At 77.0% G+C, this 18743-nt stretch carries 17 protein-coding genes and 1 riboswitch; of the genes, 12 read left to right on the plus strand and 5 right to left on the minus strand.

Annotated features, from left to right (window positions below):
• Nucleotides 1–62: 62 nt before the first annotated feature.
• The 7 genes from dhaL (at nucleotide 63) to ACGF15_RS08095 (ending at nucleotide 5088) form a co-directional block, all read left to right on the plus strand.
• Complete coding sequence (gene dhaL / locus ACGF15_RS08065) at nucleotides 63–707, plus strand: dihydroxyacetone kinase subunit DhaL (RefSeq protein ID WP_362613547.1); 645 nt, start codon at nucleotides 63–65, stop codon at nucleotides 705–707.
• Nucleotides 704–1138, plus strand: coding sequence for a PTS fructose transporter subunit IIA (locus tag ACGF15_RS08070; protein ID WP_362613544.1), 435 nt, complete (start codon nucleotides 704–706; stop codon nucleotides 1136–1138). Before dhaL ends, ACGF15_RS08070 begins: the two co-directional genes overlap by 4 nt.
• 70 nt (nucleotides 1139–1208) lie before the next feature.
• Nucleotides 1209–1431, plus strand: a riboswitch (cobalamin riboswitch).
• Nucleotides 1432–1459: 28 nt separating this feature from the next.
• Complete coding sequence (locus tag ACGF15_RS08075; protein WP_345615618.1) at nucleotides 1460–2158, plus strand: energy-coupling factor ABC transporter permease; 699 nt, start codon at nucleotides 1460–1462, stop codon at nucleotides 2156–2158.
• Nucleotides 2155–2508, plus strand: a complete 354-nt coding sequence (locus ACGF15_RS08080; protein ID WP_392797231.1) for an energy-coupling factor ABC transporter substrate-binding protein — start codon at nucleotides 2155–2157, stop codon at nucleotides 2506–2508. The genes ACGF15_RS08075 and ACGF15_RS08080 overlap by 4 nt, the downstream gene beginning before the upstream one ends.
• A gap of 3 nt (nucleotides 2509–2511) precedes the next feature.
• Nucleotides 2512–3261: a cobalt ECF transporter T component CbiQ gene (gene cbiQ, locus ACGF15_RS08085; protein ID WP_392797233.1), complete on the plus strand. Its 750-nt coding sequence runs from the start codon at nucleotides 2512–2514 to the stop codon at nucleotides 3259–3261.
• On the plus strand, nucleotides 3258–4085 hold the full coding sequence (locus ACGF15_RS08090; RefSeq protein ID WP_362613535.1) for an ATP-binding cassette domain-containing protein: 828 nt from the start codon (nucleotides 3258–3260) through the stop codon (nucleotides 4083–4085). Before cbiQ ends, ACGF15_RS08090 begins: the two co-directional genes overlap by 4 nt.
• Nucleotides 4086–4227: 142 nt before the next feature.
• A complete protein-coding gene (locus tag ACGF15_RS08095; protein ID WP_392797235.1) occupies nucleotides 4228–5088 on the plus strand; it encodes a siderophore-interacting protein in 861 nt (286 codons plus the stop codon).
• 108 nt (nucleotides 5089–5196) lie between these two features.
• Here ACGF15_RS08095 and ACGF15_RS08100 read toward each other — a convergent pair whose 3' ends face one another.
• A complete protein-coding gene (locus ACGF15_RS08100; protein ID WP_392797237.1) occupies nucleotides 5197–8457 on the minus strand; it encodes an ATP-binding protein in 3261 nt (1086 codons plus the stop codon).
• Nucleotides 8458–8751: 294 nt separating this feature from the next.
• Here ACGF15_RS08100 and nagB point away from each other — a divergent pair, with 294 nt between their 5' ends.
• Both nagB and ACGF15_RS08110 read left to right on the plus strand, forming a co-directional pair.
• Complete coding sequence (nagB, locus tag ACGF15_RS08105; protein ID WP_392797239.1) at nucleotides 8752–9537, plus strand: glucosamine-6-phosphate deaminase; 786 nt, start codon at nucleotides 8752–8754, stop codon at nucleotides 9535–9537.
• A 499-nt stretch (nucleotides 9538–10036) separates the two neighbouring features.
• On the plus strand, nucleotides 10037–10903 hold the full coding sequence (locus ACGF15_RS08110; protein ID WP_345615625.1) for a peptidoglycan-binding protein: 867 nt from the start codon (nucleotides 10037–10039) through the stop codon (nucleotides 10901–10903).
• Nucleotides 10904–11071: 168 nt separating this feature from the next.
• On the opposite strand, the gene ACGF15_RS08115 is transcribed toward ACGF15_RS08110, so the two are convergent.
• The 3 genes from ACGF15_RS08115 to ACGF15_RS08125 form a co-directional block, all read right to left on the minus strand.
• Nucleotides 11072–12466, minus strand: a complete 1395-nt coding sequence (locus tag ACGF15_RS08115; RefSeq protein ID WP_392797241.1) for an NADP-dependent succinic semialdehyde dehydrogenase — start codon at nucleotides 12464–12466, stop codon at nucleotides 11072–11074.
• 131 nt (nucleotides 12467–12597) lie between these two features.
• On the minus strand, nucleotides 12598–12975 hold the full coding sequence (locus tag ACGF15_RS08120; RefSeq protein WP_362611275.1) for a hypothetical protein: 378 nt from the start codon (nucleotides 12973–12975) through the stop codon (nucleotides 12598–12600).
• Nucleotides 12976–13051: 76 nt separating this feature from the next.
• Complete coding sequence (locus ACGF15_RS08125; RefSeq protein WP_345615628.1) at nucleotides 13052–13720, minus strand: DUF6629 family protein; 669 nt, start codon at nucleotides 13718–13720, stop codon at nucleotides 13052–13054.
• Nucleotides 13721–14292: 572 nt separating this feature from the next.
• Here ACGF15_RS08125 and ACGF15_RS08130 point away from each other — a divergent pair.
• Nucleotides 14293–15207: a S1 family peptidase gene (locus tag ACGF15_RS08130; protein WP_345615629.1), complete on the plus strand. Its 915-nt coding sequence runs from the start codon at nucleotides 14293–14295 to the stop codon at nucleotides 15205–15207.
• A 148-nt stretch (nucleotides 15208–15355) separates the two neighbouring features.
• Nucleotides 15356–15592: a hypothetical protein gene (locus ACGF15_RS08135; RefSeq protein WP_392797244.1), complete on the plus strand. Its 237-nt coding sequence runs from the start codon at nucleotides 15356–15358 to the stop codon at nucleotides 15590–15592.
• A gap of 62 nt (nucleotides 15593–15654) precedes the next feature.
• Here ACGF15_RS08135 and ACGF15_RS08140 read toward each other — a convergent pair whose 3' ends face one another.
• The gene (locus tag ACGF15_RS08140; protein ID WP_345615633.1) at nucleotides 15655–16161 is read right to left on the minus strand and encodes an ATP-binding protein; all 507 of its coding nucleotides are present in this window, start codon (nucleotides 16159–16161) and stop codon (nucleotides 15655–15657) included.
• A gap of 226 nt (nucleotides 16162–16387) precedes the next feature.
• Between ACGF15_RS08140 and ACGF15_RS08145 the strand changes: the two genes are divergently transcribed.
• Complete coding sequence (locus ACGF15_RS08145; protein ID WP_362611270.1) at nucleotides 16388–18742, plus strand: FHA domain-containing protein; 2355 nt, start codon at nucleotides 16388–16390, stop codon at nucleotides 18740–18742.
• Nucleotide 18743 lies beyond the last annotated feature (1 nt).

Here is an 18743-nt window from a genome sequence, read left to right on the forward strand (position 1 = left end):
CGCCGGGCCCGCCCGGCACCTGGAACCGCCCCGCACACAGCGGACCGACCACCCGGACACCCATGAGCCCGAACCCCGAGGGAGCGCCCGTGCTCGACACCGAGTTCTTCCGCCGCTGGCTGTCGGCAGCCGCCGCGGCCGTGGACCGCGAGGCCGACCGGCTGACCGAGCTGGACGCGGCGATCGGGGACGCGGACCACGGCACCAACCTCAGACGCGGCTTCGCCGCGGTGACCGCGGCCCTTCAGGAGGCGGCACCCGCGACCCCGGGCGCGGTGCTGGTACTGGCGGGAGGCCGGCTGATCTCCTCCGTCGGCGGGGCCTCGGGCCCGCTGTACGGGACGCTGCTGCGCAGCGCGGGCAAGTCGCTGGGCCCGGCGGGCGAGGTCTCCCCCGAGCAGTTCGCGAAGGCGCTGCAGGAGGGGGTCGCGGCCGTGTCCCGCCTGGGGGGCGCGGTGCCCGGGGACAAGACGATGATCGACGCGCTGGAGCCCGCCGCGCAGGCGCTGGCCGAGGACCCCGAGGGGTTCGCCTCGGCGGGTTCCGCGGCGGCCGGCGGCGCCCTGGCGACGGTGCCGCTGAGGGCCCGCAAGGGGCGGGCGAGCTATCTGGGCGAGCGGAGCATCGGCCACCAGGACCCCGGGGCGACATCGTCGGCGCTGCTGGTCGCGGCGCTGGCCGAGACCGCCGCCCGGGGGGCGTCGTGAACGGCGGGACGGCCGCGGGCGGCGGCACCGCGCGGGTGGGCGTCGTGCTCGTCTCGCACAGCGCCCGGGTCGCGGAGTCGGTGGCGGAACTGGCCTCGGAGCTGGCGGGCGGCGGGGCGCAGGGCGCTCCCGTCGCCGCGGCGGGCGGCGGGCCCGACGGCGGCACCGGCACCAGCGCCGAGCTGATCGCCGCCGCGGCCCGCTCGGTCGACGCGGGGGCGGGCGTGGCGGTCCTGGCCGACCTGGGCAGTGCCGTGCTCACGGTCAAGGCCCTGCTCGCCGAGGGCGGCGAACTGCCCCCCGGCACCCGCCTGGTGGACGCGCCGTTCGTGGAGGGCGCGGTGGCGGCCGTGGTCACCGCCTCGGCCGGAGGCGACCTGGACGCGGTGGCGGCGGCGGCCGGGGAGGCGTACGGCTACCGCAAGGAGTGAGGGCGCGGGCGGGGGTCCGCGCGCCGGTGGGTGCACCGGTGCGTGCCTTGTGGTGGCGGCGGCCGGGGGACTAGTGTCACGGGGCCTTGGTGTACGGGAAACCGGTGCGGTACCGGTGCGGCCCTCGCCACTGTGATCGGGAGTCCGGCTCCACCCCCTTCGGGGAGCCACTGGGCGCCGCGGGAGACCGCGGTGCCTGGGAAGGCGGAGCCGGGCGGTTCGCCGTGCCCGGAAGAGTCCTTCCGGGCACCTTCCCGTCAGCCAGGAGACCGGCCAGGGCGCGTTGTCCATCCACGAGGTGCTGGAGAGGGTCTCCCAACCATGCATATAGCCGAGGGGTATCTCCCCCCGCTGCACGCCGTCGCCTGGGGCGCGGCGTCCGCGCCCTTCGTCGTCCACGGCGTCCGCGCACTGTCCCGCGAGGTCAGGGCCCACCCCGAGTCGACCCTGCTGCTCGGGGCGTCCGGTGCGTTCACCTTCGTCCTGTCCGCGCTGAAGATCCCTTCCGTGACGGGCAGTTGCTCCCATCCCACCGGAACGGGCCTGGGCGCGATCCTGTTCAGACCACCGGTGATGGCGGTCCTCGGAACGATCACCCTGCTGTTCCAGGCGCTGCTGCTGGCGCACGGCGGGCTCACCACGCTCGGCGCCAACGTCTTCTCCATGGCGGTGGTCGGGCCCTGGGCCGGGTACGCGGTGTTCCGGCTGCTGCGGCGCTGGGACGTGCCGCTGATGGTGAGCGTGTTCTTCGCCGCCTTCGTCGCCGACCTGTCCACGTACTGCGTCACCTCCGTGCAGCTGGCGCTGGCCTTCCCGGACCCGGGCACCGGAGTCGCCGGCTCGCTGGCCAAGTTCGCGGGCATCTTCGCCGTCACGCAGCTCCCGCTGGCGGTCAGCGAGGGCCTGCTCACGGTGCTGGTGATGCGGCTGCTCGTGAAGTCCAGCAAGGGCGATCTGACCCGGCTCGGCGTGCTGGTGTCCGGCGGCCGTGCAGCACACAAGGAGGCCGCGGCCCGATGAACCGGAACACGAAGATCAACGCGCTGCTCGTCCTCGCCGTGCTGGCGCTCGCGGTGCTCCCCCTCGCCCTGGGCCTCGGGGACCACAAGGAGGAGCCGTTCGCCGGTGCGGACGGCCAGGCCGAGGCCGCCATCACCGAGCTGGAGCCGGACTACGAACCCTGGTTCTCCCCGCTGTACGAGCCGCCCTCCGGGGAGATCGAGTCGGGGCTCTTCTCGCTCCAGGCCGCCCTCGGCGCCGGTGTCCTCGCCTACTACTTCGGCGTCCACCGCGGCCGCCGCCAGGGCGAGGCCAGGGCACGGGCGGCGCAGCCCTCCGACGACGCCGCCGGGACCGCAGAGAGCGGCTGAGACGTGCTGCCGATCGACGCTGCGGCGCACAGCAGCCGCTGGCGCCGCCGCCATCCGGCCGAGAAGGCCCTGCTCGGCCTGGGGTTGACCGTCTCGGCGGTGTGCCTGCCGCCCTGGCCCGGCGCCGTGCTGGTGGCGGGTGCCACGCTCGCCGTGCTCCTCGGACCCGCGGGCGTGCCCCCGCGTCAGCTGTGGCGGGCGTTCCGCATCCCGCTGGGCTTCTGCGTCACCGGGGCGGTCCCGCTGCTGTTCGCCGTGGGCGGGCCGGCCGGGCTGGTGTCCCTGGCGCCGGAGGGACCCGCCGACGCGGGCAGGCTGCTGCTGCGGACCTCGGCGGCCTCCCTCGGGGTGCTGCTGTTCGCGTTCACCACCCCGCTGTCGGACGTCCTGCCCCGGCTGGTGCGGGCGGGCGTCCCGGCGCCCGTCGTGGACGTGGCCCTGGTGATGTACCGGATCAGCTTCCTGCTGCTGGACGCGGTGCACCAGGTGAGGCAGGCCCAGGCGGCGCGGCTGGGGCACACCAGCCGCGCCGCCGTGTGGCGGTCGCTCGCCGGACTGGGCGCGACCGCGTTCGTCCGGGCCTTCGACCGCGCCGAGCGGCTCCAGAACGGGCTCGCCGGCCGCGGCTACGACGGCACACTGCGGGTGCTGGTGCCGGGCGCCGCTCCCTCCCGGCCCTTCCTCTGCGGGGTGGCCGCGCTGCTCGCGGGCATCGTGCTCGCGACCCTCCTGCTCGAAAGGTACGCCCTGTGATCGTCCGGCTCCATGACGCCCGCTTCGCCTACCAGGACGGGCCCCCGGTCCTCGACGGCGTGTCGCTCGCGCTGCCCGAGGGCAGGGCCACGGCCCTGCTCGGGCGCAACGGAGGCGGCAAGACCACCCTGCTGCGGCTGCTGAGCGGCGGACTGCGGCCGACGGCCGGCCGGCTGCTGCTCCGCGGCGAGCCGGTCGCCTACGACCGGGCGGGGCTGACGCGGCTGCGCACCACGGTGCAACTGGTCGTGCAGGACCCGGACGACCAGCTGTTCGCCGCCTCGGTCGAGCAGGACGTCTCCTTCGGGCCGATGAACCTCGGGCTTCCCGAGGACGCCGTCCGCGCCCGGGTGGACGAGGCGCTTCAGGCCCTGGACATCACGGGCCTGCGCGACCGGCCGACCCATCTGCTCTCGTACGGGCAGCGCAAGCGGGCCGCGATCGCGGGCGCGGTCGCGATGCGCCCGAGCGTGCTGGTGCTCGACGAGCCGACGGCCGGGCTCGACCCGCACGGGCAGGAACGGCTGCTGGACCTCCTCGGCCGCCTCCGGGACGGCGGGACGACGGTGGTGATGGCCACCCACGACGTCGACCTGGCGCTGCGCTGGGCCGACGACGCGGCCGTCCTCGCCCCGGACGGGCTGCACACCGGTCCCGCGGCCCGGCTGCTGACCGACCAGGGCCTGCTGGACGCGGCACGGCTGCGGCGGCCGTGGGGCGCGGCGGTGAGCGCGGTGCTGCGGGCCCACGGCCTCCTGGCGGAGGGCGACCCCGGTCCGCGGACCGCCGAGGACCTGGCGCGCTGGCTTCCGGCCGCGACCTGAGGCCGTGCCGCCGCACGGCGGCACGGTGTCGGCGCACGGCGGCACGGTGTCGGCGGCGTGTCGGCGGCGCGCAGGAGGCGGGTGCGACGGTGGGGCCTTCCGCGGCGGACCGGCCGCCGCGCAGGACGCCCGAGGAGGGCCCGTGTCCCCGTCGACGCCCGTCAGGTACATCCGTGTCGCCGCCGCCCGGCGGCTCACCCCGCACATGCGGCGCGTCACCTTCCACGCCCCGTCGCTCGGCGAGCTGCCGGCCCCCGGCCCCGACCGGCAGGTGAAGCTGTTCTTCCCGCGCGCGGGGCGCGGAACGCCCGTCCTGCCCGAGGCCCCCGCGGACGGCGACGTGATGCGCTGGTACGCGGCGTACACGGCCCTGCCCGAGGAGGAGCGCCCCTGGATGCGCAGCTACACCCTGCGCGCCCACCGGCCGGGGGCGCGGGAGATCGACGTCGACTTCGTGCTGCACCGGGACGCCGGACCCGCGACACGCTGGGCGGCGGCAGCGGGCGCCGGGGACACCCTCGGGATGGTCGGCCCCTCGGAGCTCTTCGCCGTGCCCCGTCCGGCCGGGGAGGCCCGGCGGCTGCTGTTCGCCTGCGACGAGTCGGGGCTCCCGGCGCTCGGCACCCTGCTGGAAGCCCTGCCGCCCACGGCGCAGGCGGTGGTCTACACCGAGATCGAGGACGCCCGGGAGATCGCCACGGCGGCGGCGGTGCGCATCCACTGGCTGCCCCGCTCCCCCACCGGCGCCGCGCACGGCGCCGAACTCCTGCGGGCGGTGCGGGCCGCCCGCCTCCCGGACGGGCCGCCGGAGCGGGCGTGGCTGGCGGGCGAGGCGTCCACGGTCCGGGCGCTCCGGCGGCACCTGCTCCGGGACCGGGGCATGGCCCGCTCCGCGGTGGAGTTCGCGGGCTACTGGCGGGCGGCGCTCAGCCAGGACGACGCACCGACCGAGGCGGACCTCGCGGAGGCGCGGGAGAGGCTGGCGGAGCGGGGCGAGGGCTGACCGGGCCCGGGCGCTCGGGGGCCGCAGGGCCCGGGCCCTCGGCGCGCGGCCCCGGGACCGCGGGCCCGGTTCCGTCGACGGCGCAGCAGCGGGACCGGCCCGGGGACCTCAGTCCGCGCCGTCCAGCAGGTCCGCGGCCGCGGCGACGGACAGGGCGCGCCCCCGGGCGTGGAGCGCGGAATAGCGCTCCCCCAGTTCCCGGCGCAGCTCCCGCTCGGCCGTGCGGCGCACCGCCTGCCCGTCGGGCAGGGGGCAGAACCCGGTGGCGGCCCGGGGGGCGGGGTGGGCGTCGTAGGCGCCGAGCAGCCGGGCGCCGTCGGCGGCCCGGCCGGTCCGGGCCAGCGCCCATGCCGCACAGGGCAGCTGGCCGGCCGTCAGACCGGGGGCGATCCGGTCGGCCAGCGGACGCAGCCGCCGGACGGCGTCGGCGAGGTGGGCCAGTGCGCGGGTGAACTCGCCGTCCTGGCAGTCGAGCCAGGCCCGGGTGCCGGCGACCGCGCCGAGGAAGGGTGCGGGTCCGGCGAAGGCGAGCAGTTCCCCGGCCCGGTCCAGTTCCCCGCGCGCCGCCGCTCCCCTCCCGGTCGCCCCGTAGTGCAGGGCCAGCAGCATCCGTGCGGTGAACGCCGCCTCGGGGGTGCACCGGTCGGCCTCCGCGGCGGCGCCGGCCAGCTCCTCCTCGGCGGCCTCGGCCGCCGGGCCCGCGGGGCCGGCCCGCAGCAGGGCGGCGGCCCTCCGCGCCCGGAACAGCGGCACGGGGGAGCCGGCCCCGGAGCGGGCGGCGGCATCGGCGGCGCGCCCGAAGTCCGAAGCGGCCCGGACGTGGCGTCCGGCCGCCTCGTGGGCGGCGCCGCGGGCCGCGTGGCACTCGGCGACGCCCCAGGGGTCGCCCGCGGCCTCGAACAGCAGCAGGGCGCGCTCGCCGTCCCGGACGGCGCGGTCGGGGGCGCCGGAGCCGGAGGTGAGCCGGGCGCGGACGAGGAGGGCGAGGGCCAGGTCCCAGCCGCCCTCCTCGCCGTCGAAGGCGGCGACGACCGCGTCCGCGGCCTCGGCGAGCGAGCCGGTGCCGCCGGTCATCAGGCGCACGAAGAACCACATCGAGGCGGGCTGGGAGCGCAGTTGGGGCAGCCCGGGCCGGTAGGCCGCGGCGATCGCGCGCAGCCGTTCCGGGCCGCCGCCCTCCGCCCCACCGGCCGCGAGGGCGATCAGGTGGACGCCCCTGCGGGCCTCCCGGAGCACTTCCCCGCGCCACGGCGGGGCGGTGGCCGGTGCGGGGCGGGGCACCGGACCCGCCGGGCGCACCCGGGGCCCGGCCGCGCCCGGTGCCCCCTCGGGCGGGGGTGCCGGGGCGAAGGGGTCGGGACCGAGTGCGGCGGCCGCGGGCGCCCAGGTGCGGGCGTCGCCCTGGTGTCCGGACTGCTGCCAGAACCAGCTGAGCGCGAGCACCAGGCAGAGGGCCTCCTGCTCGTCCTCCTCCCGGACGGCCGTGCGCAGCGCCGTCCCGAGGTTGCCGTGCTCCGTCTCCAGGCGCCGCAGCCAGTCGGCGCGCCGGGGTCCGCGGAGCCCGGCGTCGCCCGCGCGGGCGAGCTCGCGGTAGGAGCGCAGGTGGCGGCGGCGCGCGTCGGCGCCGTCACCGGCCGCTTCGAGCTGCTCCGCGGCGTACTCGGCGATGGTCTCCAGCAGCCCGTAGCGCATGCCGTCCGCTCCGGCGGGGGTGGCCGTCACGAGGGACTTGGCGACCAGGGAGGCGAGGAGGTCGAGGGTGCCGGGCCCGCAGACGTCCTCCGCGGCGGCGAGGCCGAAGCCTCCGGTGAACACGGACGCCCGCCTCAGCACCCGGCGCTCGTCCGGGGTGAGCGGGTCCCAGGACCAGTCGACGACGGCGCGCAGGGTCCGGCGGCGGGGTGGTGCGGTACGGTCTCCGCCGGTCAGCAGCCGGAAGCGGTCGTCCAGCCGGTCGGCGATCTGGCGGGGTGTGAGGGCGGTCAGCCGGGCGGCCGCCAGTTCCACGGCCAGCGGCAGTCCGTCGAGGCGGCGGCAGATCTCGGCGCAGGCGTGCGGGTCCTGGGCGGCCGAGAACCCGGCGCGCACCGCGGCGCCCCGGTCCTCCAGCAGGCGCAGTGCCTCCGGCCGGGTCAGCGGGCCCACGGCGTGGACGCGTTCGCCGGTCACGCCGAGCGGTTCCCGGCCGGTGGCGAGGATCGTGAGGCGGGGGCAGGCGGTGAGCAGGGTCTCCGCGAGCCGGGCCGCCGCGTCCAGCACGTGCTCGCAGTTGTCGAGGACCAGCAGGGCGTCGCGGTGGGCGCACTCCTCGACGAGCACGGTCAGCGGGTCGCGGGGGGCGCCGCCCGCGGAGGGGCCCGCGGAGGGGCCGAGGGGGCGGGCACCGATCGCGGCGAGCACGGCCCCGGGGACGTCGTGCCCCTCGTGCACGGCCCCGAGCTCGACCAGGTGGGCGGCGCGGGCGGCGGCCCGGGCGGCCTCCAGGGCGAGGCGGGTCTTCCCCGCGCCGCCCGGGCCGGTCAGGGTGACGAGCCGGTGGCCCTCCAAGGCCGCGGCGAGGGCGGCCAGTTCCCGCTCGCGGCCGATGAAGCGGGTGAGCGGCCGGGGCAGCGGGGCGGGCACGGGGCGGTGGTCCCCGGCCAGCAGCTCGGCGTGGAGCCGCCGCAGTTCGGGGCCGGGGTCGGTGCCGAGGCGCTCGGCCAGCCGCGTGCGGAGGTCCTCGTACTCCTGGAGGGCCCGGGCGGGGTGCCCGGCCGAGCGCAGTGCGCGCAGCAGGAGGGCGTGCAGCGGCTCGTCCAGCGGTGCGGCGGAGGCGAGGTCTGCCAGGTCGGGCAGGGCGCCCTCGGCCCGGCCGAGGGCCACCTCGGCCGCGAGGCGGTCGCGGTGGGCCGCGGCCCGGCGCCGTTCGGCCCGGGCCGCGATCGGGTCGGCCTCCCGGGCGGGGAGGTCGGCGAGGGCGGGCCCCCGCCACAGGGCGAGGGCCCTGCCGAGCAGTTCGGCCGCGCGCCGGGGGGCTCCGGTGTCGAGGGCCGTCCGGCCCTCGGCGGCGAGGCGCTCGAAGCGGAAGAGGTCGATCTCGTCCGGGTCCGCGGTGAGCCGGTAGCCGCCCGGCGCGGTGGCGACGGCCCCCGGGCCGAGCGCCCGGCGCAACCGCCCGACCAGTGCCTGGAGGGCGGCGGGGGCGTCCGTCGGGTGGGGGACGTCGGGGGGCCAGACGTCGCCGGCGAGGTCCGCGGCGGCGACGGGCCGTCCCCCGGCGGCGGCGAGGGCGGTGAGCAGGGCGCGCAGGCGGGCACCGCTGAGGGGGGCGGGGCCGCCGTCCGCGCGCCGGGCCCGGGCCGGGCCGAGCACGAGGTAGCGGAGGGTCACCGGTCCATTGTCCCGTCCCGGGCGGCCTGCCGGGAGCACGGTGCGGACGGCGACCGTCCTGCGGCGGCGCTCCTCCGGCGGTGCCCCGGCGGGTGCGCCGCCGGGGCGGCGGTCCGGGAGGCCCGGCCGGCCCCTCGCACCGCTCCGGGCGGCTGCCGTCCGCCCCCGGGCGGGCCGGGTCGGGGCGGCACGCGGCCCCGGGTGCCCGCCAGGTGGACCGGGCGAGACAGGAGGCCGCCCCAGCAGGTAGATTGGTCTAAACCACTGCTGCGCTTTCCAGAGACAGGGATCCTCGTGGAAGTTGTCATCGTCCCGGACTCCGCCGCGGGCGGCGAACTCATCGCCGAAGCCATGGCCGACCTGCTACGACGCAAGCCCGACGCCCTGCTCGGCGTCGCCACGGGCTCGACTCCCCTCCCGGTCTACCAGGCCCTCGCGGCCAAGGTCCGGGCCGGGCAGGTGAACGCCTCCGGCGCCCGCGTCTGCCAGCTCGACGAGTACGTCGGCCTGCCCGCCGGGCACCCCGAGTCGTACCGCTCCGTCGTCCTGCGCGAGGTGGTGGAGCCGCTCGGGCTGGACCGGGAGGCCTTCATGGGCCCGGACGGCACCGCCGAGGACGTGCCGGCCGCCTGCCGCACGTACGACCGGGCACTCGCCGAGGCGGGCGGCGTCGACCTCCAGCTCCTGGGCATCGGCACCGACGGGCACATCGGCTTCAACGAGCCCTGCTCCTCGCTGGCCTCGCGCACGCGCATCAAGACGCTCACCGAGCAGACCCGGGTGGACAACGCGCGCTTCTTCGACGGCGACATCGAGCAGGTGCCCCACCACGTCATCACCCAGGGCATCGGCACCATCCTGGAGGCCCGCCACCTGGTGCTGCTCGCCACGGGCGAGGCGAAGGCCGACGCGGTGGCCCTCGCCGTCGAGGGGCCGCTCTCGGCGCTGGTGCCCGCCTCGGCGCTCCAGCTCCACCCGCACGCGACCGTGGTCGCCGACGAGGCGGCCGCGTCCCGCCTGAAGCTGGGCGACTACTTCCGGGCCACCTACGCGGCGAAGCCGCAGTGGCAGGGACTCTGAGCGCACCGGAGCACCGGGCGGGCGGCGGACCGGCGGGTCCGCCGCCCGCCGCGTTCCGGAGGCGCGGCGCCCCTGCGGCGCACCCCGGGAAGCGCGCGCCCCGGGGGCGCGACCGCCTCGTGCGCGGGAGGGCGTGCCGCGCCGCCCGGCACCGCGGCGCGACGCCGGGCGCACCAGGCGCCCGGCAGACGCCCCGGCCCCCACCGGGGCGCTCCGAGGGCGCCCGGAACCCGCACACGCGCCCGCGCCGCACCACCTGACGCTCCCTCACCTCCCGTGCTCCCGGGTGTGTTCCGGGGACCGTTCGCGGCACAGGGGACACAGTCGCCCCAACGGGTCTTGGCCGGATTCCGCTTCTGCTCCGGCGACGTCGGCGGAAGGGCCCGTGCGGGCGGCGGACTTGAGACGGCTTCACCCGGTTCGACCACGCCGCACAACGGGCAAGACGACCGGGAGGGCGGCCCGAGAGCCGTCGGGCGCCCGTGGAAGGAGCACCTCCATGGCAACTCCGCTTTCCGCCGACAGATTACTCAGCGCCCTCCGCGACGAAGGTCTGCGCGTCGTCGAGTACCGGAGCTGGCGGACCCACAACCGCAACCACAAGGGCCCCTGGGGGCCGGTGCACGGCGTGATGGTCCACCACACCGTCACCTCGGGCACCGAGGGCTCCGTGGCGCTCTGCTACGACGGGTACGCCGCCCTCCCCGGGCCGCTGTGCCACGGCGTGATCGCCAAGGACGGCACGGTGCACCTCGTCGGCAACGGCCGCGCCAACCACGCGGGGCTGGGCGACGACGACGTGCTGCGCGCCGTGATAGCGGAAGCCCCCACGCTTCCGCCGGACAACGAGGCCAACACCGACGGCAACGCCCGCTTCTACGGCTTCGAGGCGATCAACCTGGGCGACGGCCAGGACCCGTGGCCCGCGGCCCAGCTGGACGCGATCGAGAAGGCGGCCGCCGCCGTCTGCCGCGCCCACGGCTGGACGCACCGCTCGGTCATCGGGCACCTGGAATGGCAGCCGGGCAAGCCGGATCCCCGCGGCTTCACCATGGCCTCGATGCGCTCACGGATCGAGCGGCGGCTCGCCCGCGCCCCCGAGGGCCCGGCCGGCCCGCGGTACGAGCCCTACCCGGGCGCCGCGTTCTTCACCACCGGGAGGCGCAGCGCCGTCATCACGGCGATGGGCAGGCGCCTGGTCGCCGAGGGGTGCAGCCGGTACCGGATCGGTCCCGGCCCGGTGTGGTCGGACGCCGACCGGGCCTCCTACGCCGCCTGGCAGCGCAAGCTCGGCTACTCGGGCGGCGACGCGGACGGCATCCCGGGCCGCTCCAGCTGGGACGCCCTGCGGGTGCCCAACGTCTGAGGGGCCGCCGGTGCCGCCCGGCCGGCCCCCGCACGGCACGGGCGCGCCGGGCGGTGAGCCAGCGGGTGCGCCCTCGGGACGCTCCCGGGGGCGGGAGCGGGTGCGCCCTCGGGACGCTCCCGGCGGCCGGACGGACGGCGGCCCGCGGGGGGCCGCGGGGGGGGCCGCTCAGCCGGGCCCGTGCCACAGGGTGGTGATGTTGCAGAACTCCCGGATGCCGTGCCCGGACAGCTCCCGGCCGTAGCCCGAGCGCTTGACCCCGCCGAACGGCAGGGCGGGGTGGGAGACGGTCATGCCGTTGAAGAACACGCCGCCCGCCTGGAGGTCCCGGGACAGGCGCTCGACCTCGGCCGGGTCCCGGGTCCAGGCGTTCGAACCCAGCCCGAAGGAGGTGCCGTTGGCGAGGGCGATCGCCTCGTCCAGGTCCCCGGCGCGGTAGAGGGTGGCCACCGGTCCGAACACCTCCTCGCGGTGGACGCGCATCCCCTCCTCGATCCCGGTCAGCACGGTGGGCTCGTAGTACCAGCCGGCGGCGAGGCCCGGGGGGCGGCGGCCGCCGCAGGTGGCGGCGGCACCCTGCGCGAGGGCGTCGTCGACGAGTTCCTCCAGGTCCGCGCGCCCCTGCTCGGTGGCGAGCGGACCGACGTCCACGGCCTCGTCCATCGGGTCGCCGACGGCGAGCGCCGCCATGGCCGCGGTGAAGCGGTCGCGGAAGGCGTCGTGGACCTCGGAGTGGACGATGAAGCGCTTGGCGGCGATGCAGGACTGCCCGTTGTTCTGGACGCGCGCGGGGACCGCGGTCGCGACGGCCGCGTCGAGGTCCGCGGAGGGCATCACCAGGTAGGGGTCGCTGCCGCCGAGTTCCAGCACCGTCTTCTTGACCTCGTCGCCGGCCACGGAGGCGACCGCCCGTCCGGCGCCCTCGCTGCCGGTGAGCGTGGCGGCGGCGACCCGCGGATCGCGCAGCACCCCCTCCACCGCCGCGGAGCCGATGAGCAGGGTCTGGAAGCAGCCCTCGGGGTAGCCGGCGCGGCGGAACAGGTCCTCCAGGTAGAGCGCGGTGCGGGGCACGTTCGAGGCGTGCTTGAGCAGCCCGGTGTTGCCGGCCATCAGTGCGGGAGCGGCGAAGCGCACCACCTGCCAGAGCGGGAAGTTCCAGGGCATCACGGCGAGGACGACGCCGAGGGGACGGTAGCGGACGACGGCGCGGACGGCGCCCGAGTCCGCCACGTCGCTCCCGGCGGGATGCTCGTCGGCGAGGAGCCCGGCCGCGCGGTCCGCGTACCAGCGCATGGTCCTGGCGCACTTGGCGGCCTCGGCCCGCGCGGCGGCCACGGGCTTGCCCATCTCGGTGGTCATGGTGCGCGCGATCTCCTGCCGGTCGGCGTCCAGCAGGTCGGCGGCGCGGTGCAGCAGGGCCGCGCGCTCCGCGAAGGTGGTGGTGCGGTGGTGGTCGAAGGCGGCCGCGGCGGCGGCGATCCTGCGCTCGACCTCCTCGCCGCCGTACGCCTCGAAGGTCTCCAGTGTCGCTCCGGTGGCGGGGTTGACGGTGGCGATGGGCATGGTTCCTCCTCGGTCCGGGTGGGGGCGCCGCGGCTGCGGCACGGGGCGCCCGGCGCCCCGCCGTGTGCGGTCCCCCGGCGGCCCGGGAGCGGCGCCGCGGGTGCCGGGGCCGCCGGGCCGGTCCGCCGCCTTCAGGGGCGTACGCCGCTCTCCAGGTGCAGTTGGACGTCCTTCTCCTGGTCGCCCGCGTCCATGCCCTCCTGGCGGACGTCGAAGCTGGTGGCCAGGGCCGCGGCCATCCGGTCGACGGCCCAGTAGCCGCCCTGGAGCTCCGCCGTGACGGGCGCGGCGAGGCGCACCGGCTCCGGGGTGCCGCGGGGGTGGGCCACGTCGAAGGTCGTGGTCCACACCGTGGCGTGGCCCTCGGAGACGTACCGGGGGGTCTCGTGCGCCGCCCGGTCGGAGCTGTACGAGCGGCCGAGGGCGCGGAAGACGGCGTCCGCGTCCTCGCTGGAGCAGCCGGTGAGCGTCACCACGACCGGCTCCTCGCGCTCCTGTGCAGTGTTCACCGTGATCCGCCTTCCGTGTTCACCGTGATCCGCCTTCCGTCGGGTGGCCGGTCGGGTACCGCCTCCGCTTCCAGCCTCACCCGGCGGGCGCACTCGGGCGACCCGGCCGGTCACCCGCTCCGGCGGGCGGTGCACCGCGCAGTGCCCGCAGCAGGAGCAGGAGGCTGCACACCGCGGCGGCGGCGCACCAGGTGGAGACGAAGGCCGTCCGCCACAGCACGGCGCTCAGGGCCGCGGCGGCCCCGGTCAGGAGGCCGAGGAGGCGCAGCGCCCGGTCCGGGGAGAGCAGCAGCGAGCCGACGGTCGCGGCCAGGTAGCCGGCCAGGAACCAGCCCGCACCGGGCAGCCCGACGGCGTAGCCGACCGTGTGGTCCCGGATCTCGGCGCTCACGGGGCGGGTGGCGAGGACGGCCGCGAGGCCCGCGGCCGTGGCCGCGCCCAGGACCGCCGGGGCGAGGAGCCGGGTGCGGGCGGTGCGGGGCGCGGCGAGGAGGACGGCGAGCGGGACCCACACCGCGAGGACCGGGAGGGCGACGACCGCCCACGCGGTGGTCGCGGGGCCCGTGCCGCCGCCCGCGCGCCAGACCGCGGCCTCGGTGATCTGGTGGGCGCCGAGGAGCAGGGGGAGTGCGGCGAGCGGCAGTTCGCGCGGCCGCCGCCGGTGGAGCGTCACGGCGCACGCGGCGGCTCCGGCGGCGCAGATCACCGTTCCGGCCGCGAGGTCGGCCGTGGCGCTCCAGCACATGGGCTCACGGTACGACGGGCGGGATCCGGACACAGAAGGAAAGCGGGCCGAAGCGGCCCGATCCCGGCATTCGGGCGCCGCTGCGCCGTGGAACGGCGGGGCCCGGGGGACGGCCCCCGGGACCGCGGCAGCCGGGCCCGGACGACGGACGCGGGCGGGCCGCGGCGGGCGCGACCGGCGGGTGCCGCAGCGGGCACGACGGCGCCGGGGCGCCCCCGGTGGGGGCGGCGTCCACCGCCGAACTGCCGGGACGGCACCTTCCGTTCCGGTGCGGGCCGCACCCTCCGCCCCCGTCCCCGCCCTTGCCGCGCGGGGGCGGGCGAGCAGCCGCGGGACACCCCCGGCCCGGGCGGCGCCGCCGGCGCGCGCCGGGAGGGGGCCCCGGGCGGGGGGCCGCGCGCGCGTCCCCGAACCGGCCGAAAGGGGATCTTGTGGCCGCCCCCCGCGGGCGCACAGGATTCCCCCACCGCGATTGTCAGGCACATGGCGATGAGCAGAGCCGTGCGCAGGACGAGCGCGCTTCCACGGGCCCGCCCACCCAGCGGGCCCGGTTCCCCCCACCGGAGGATCACGTGAACATCAAGCGCCTGTCCCTCCTCGGCGGCGCCGCGAAGGGAGCACGGCTGATCGCCGTCGCCTCCGCCCTCGCGGCCGCCACCGCGCTCGCGGCCCCCTCGGCCGCCGCGGGCACGCCCCCGGCCGAGGCGACCCCCGCCCAGCTCGCCCGGGCCGGGGCCGCCGTGCTCGACGCGGACGTCCCCGGCACGGCCTGGTACACCGACGAGGCCACCGGGAAGGTCGTCGTGACGGTGGACTCCACCGTCACCCCCGCAGAGATCGCCACCATCAGGAAGACGGCCGGCGACCGGGCCGGCGACCTGCGGATCAACCGCACCGACGGCACCTTCAGCAAGCTGATCGCCGGCGGCCAGGCCATCTACGCGGGCGGCGGGCGCTGCTCGCTCGGGTTCAACGTCCGCAGCGGCAGCACCTACTACGCCCTGACCGCCGGGCACTGCACCGACTTCGCGAGCACCTGGTACACCAACTCGTCCAACACCAACCTGCTCGGCAGCCGGGTCGCCTCCAGCTTCCCGGTCAACGACTACGGTCTGATCCGGCACGCCAACGCCTCCGCCGCGGACGGCCGCGTCTACCTCTACAACGGCGGCTACCGCGACATCACCTCGGCGGGCAACGCCGCCGTCGGCCAGCGCGTCCAGCGCAGCGGCTCCACCACGGGCCTGCACAGCGGCACGGTGACCGGCCTGAACGCGACCGTCAACTACGGCGGCGGCGACATCGTCTACGGGCTCATCCAGACCAACGTCTGCGCCGAGCCCGGCGACAGCGGCGGCCCGCTCTTCGCCGGCTCCACCGCCCTCGGCCTCACCTCGGGCGGCAGCGGCAACTGCTCCTCGGGCGGCACGACCTTCTTCCAGCCGGTGACCGAGGCCCTGAGCGCCTACGGCGTCAGCGTCTTCTAGCGGCACCGGCCCGGCAGGGCCGCACACAGGCCGGTGCACCGCCCCCGTGGCGGTGCACCGGCCCCGCCGCGCGCGCGGGCCGCGGCGCCAGTGTCAGTGGGGGGCGCGATGCTTGACGGTCCGACACCCGAAGGAGGGGACGACCGCGATGACCGAACCCGAACTCGCCGCCGCCCGGGCGTACCTGCGGCTGCTGAAGACCGCCAGGGCCGCGCTGGCCGACCCGCAGCGGGAGCCGGCAGCGCTGCCGCTGCTGACCGCACCGATGGCCGAGACGGACGCGGCCCTGGCCGCCCTCGGAATGGCCGGCAACGAGGCGGAGTTCTTCCGCCTGGTGGCCGCCCTCCGCCCGGCCCGCTCCCCCGCCGACCGCGGCGCCGCCTGAACGGGGGGCGAGGACCGCCCGGCACGCGCACCCGGCGGAGCCCCGGCCCGGCCGGGGCGGCCTCAGCCGGCCGGGGCGAGGTCCGGCAGCACGGCGCCGGCCTCCCCCGCCGCGCCGGGCAGCGGGCGGAACTCGACGGCGGGCACCCGGGGCCGGCCCGGGCCGCGCAGCACCCGCTCCGCCTCCCTCACCCTCCTGCTGAACCAGACGACCTTGCCCTCCTCGGTCGCGCAGGTTCCCCAGCTGTCGCTCAGGCGGGCGACCCTGGCGAGGCCCCCGCGCACGGGGGAGGAACTGCGCACCGGGGGCAGCCGCCGGTCGCGGTCGGACACCGCGACGACGAGCCTGCAGCCCGTCGACCGCAGCTCGACGACGCAGGTCTTGTCGCCGTCGACATGGCGTACGACGTTGTCGACGAGTTCCTCGACAGCGCGGCAGACCGGCAGGACGTGGGGCGCGAGGCCCCAGTACCGCAGGTGCGCGGCGACGATCCGCCGGACCTGCGGGATGCGCTCCGGGGAGGCGGGCACCTCGACGATGTAGTGGCATGCGGCAACGGGGGCGTTCATGACCGTGGCTCCTCACCGCGACGGCCCGATCATTCGCTGGACGGAACCCCGAGTACGAAGAGTGAGACCGTGTCGCTTCTGGGTCACCACGAGGATGGACCGGGGCGGGGCGGCGCGCAACCCGCACGGTCCGCGCCCGGTCGGCGCAACCGGCCCGCGGCGCGGGACGCCCCGCCGGCCCGTGGGCCGTCGGGCGAGGGCCTCCCCCGATCGTTAGAATTCGGACATGGCAGAGCGTTCCGTCTCACCGGCGGCGCCCGAACTCCTCGTGGAGACCGATGCGGGCTCCACGCTGCTGAGTCCGAGCCGGGACTACCACGTCGGCCGCGACCCCCTGAGCGACATCGTCATCGACGACGACCGGGTCTCCTGGCACCACGCGGTCCTCCACGCCGAGGACGGCCGCTGGAGCGTCCACGACGAGGACAGCACCAACGGCACCTACGCGGAGGGGCACCGGGTCCACGACCAGACCGTGGGCGCCGGCAGCGTGATCCGCTTCGGCAGCGCCGCGGACGGGCCCGCCGCCACCCTCGTCGGCCGGGCGCCGGTGCGCCCCGCCCGGGGCGCACCCGCCCGCCCCTCCTCCGTCTCCCTGCCGTCGGCGACCGGCACCTTCCGGCAGCCCACCAGCATCCGCCGGATCCCCGAGCGCACGCTGAGGATCGGCCGCTCCCCGGACAACGAGCTGGTCGTGGACGACCTGATCGTCTCGCGGCGCCACGCCGAACTGCGGATCCTGCCGGACGGCGGGCACGAGATCGTCGACCTCGGCAGCCACAACGGCACCTTCCTCAACGGCCGGCCGGTCGGCCGGGCACCCGTCGGGCCGGGTGACGTGGTGGGCATCGGCCACTCCTCGTTCTGCCTGGTCGGAGACCAGCTCCAGGAGTTCGTGGACACCGGCGAGGTGTCCCTGGACGTACAGGGCGTCGCCGTGGCCGTCGACGGCGGGCGCCGCACGCTGCTGGACCACGTGTCCTTCCCCGTCGGGGAGAAGTGCCTGCTCGCGGTGGTGGGGCCGAGCGGCGCGGGCAAGTCCACGCTGCTGAACGCCCTCACGGGCCTGCGCCCCGCGGACCACGGCACCGTGCTCTACGACGGCCGCGACCTCTACCGCGACTACGCCGAACTGCGCAGCCGCATCGGCCTCGTCCCCCAGGACGACATCCTGCACACCCAGCTGACCGTGCGCAGGGCGCTCGGGTACGCGGCGGAGCTGCGCTTCCCCCAGGACACCGACCGCGCCGAGCGCCGCGCGCGGGTCGCCGAGGTGATCCGCGAACTCGGGCTGGAGCAGCGGGCGGACCAGCCGATCCACAGCCTCTCCGGCGGGCAGCGCAAACGGGTCAGCGTGGCGCTGGAGCTGCTGACCAAGCCGTCCCTGCTCTTCCTCGACGAGCCGACCTCCGGCCTCGACCCGGGCATGGACCGCTCGGTGATGCACATGCTGCGCGGGCTCGCCGACGACGGGCGGACCGTCGTCGTGGTCACCCACAGCGTGCTCAGCCTCGATGTGTGCGACCGGCTGCTGGTGCTGGCGCCGGGCGGCCGGATCGCCTACTACGGGCCGCCCGACGACGCCCTGGCCTTCTTCGGCTTCGAGGAGTGGCCCGAGGCCTTCGAGGCATTCGAGAACCAGCGGGACCGCGACTGGGCGGGGACGTACCGGGGTTCGCCCTTCAGCGAGCGCTACATCGAGGGCGCCACCCGGCAGCCGCTCGCCCCGCCGTCGCCGGCCAGGCCGGTCGCCCCGCCCCCGAAGGCCCAGAGCTGGGGCGCCCAGCTGCGCACCCTCGTGCGCCGCTACGCGGCGGCACTGGGCGCCGACCGGACCTTCCTGGTCATCATGATCGCGCTGCCGTTCGTGATGGGCGCCATGGCCCGGGCCCTGGCGGGCAGCGCCCTCACCGGCGAGACCGCCATGAACGCCCTGCTCATCCTGTGCGTCGGCGGCGTGCTCACCGGTGCCGCCAACGCGGTGCGGGAGCTGGTCAAGGAGCGCACCATCTACCGGCGCGAACGCGCGGTCGGCCTGTCCAGATCCGCCTATCTGATGTCGAAGATCGTGGTCCTCGGGACGGTGACCGTCGTGCAGGCGGTGGTGCTCACCCTGGTCGCCCTGGCCGGTGTCGACCTGGGTGCGCCCGGCGGCGAGGGCGTGCTCACGGTGCCGCTGGTGGAGATCACGCTGGCGGTGGCGCTGCTGGCGTTCACGGCCATGATGCTGGGCCTGCTGGTCTCGGCTCTGGTGAGCAAGGAGGAGGTCACCATGCCGCTGCTGGTCCTCCTCGCGATCGTCCAGGTCGTCTTCTGCGGTGCGCTGCTGCAACTGGACGGTGTGCCGGTGGTGGAGCAGCTCTCCTGGCTCGTCCCCTCGCGGTGGGCCCTGGCCGCCATGGCCGGGACGATCGACCTCGGGGAGATCGTGCCCGGAGAGCTCACCCAGGACCCGCTGTTCGCCCACTCGGCCGGGGTGTGGCTGCTGGACATGGGCATGCTGGTGGTGCTCTCCGTGCTGTTCGGATTCGCCGTCGCACGGCTGCTGCGGCGCCACGAGCCCGCGATCATGCGGAAGTAGG

Origin of the sequence: Streptomyces sp. NPDC048001 (assembly GCF_043203115.1) — a bacterium.
In the GTDB taxonomy this organism is placed as follows: Bacteria; Actinomycetota; Actinomycetes; order Streptomycetales; family Streptomycetaceae; genus Streptomyces; species Streptomyces sanyensis.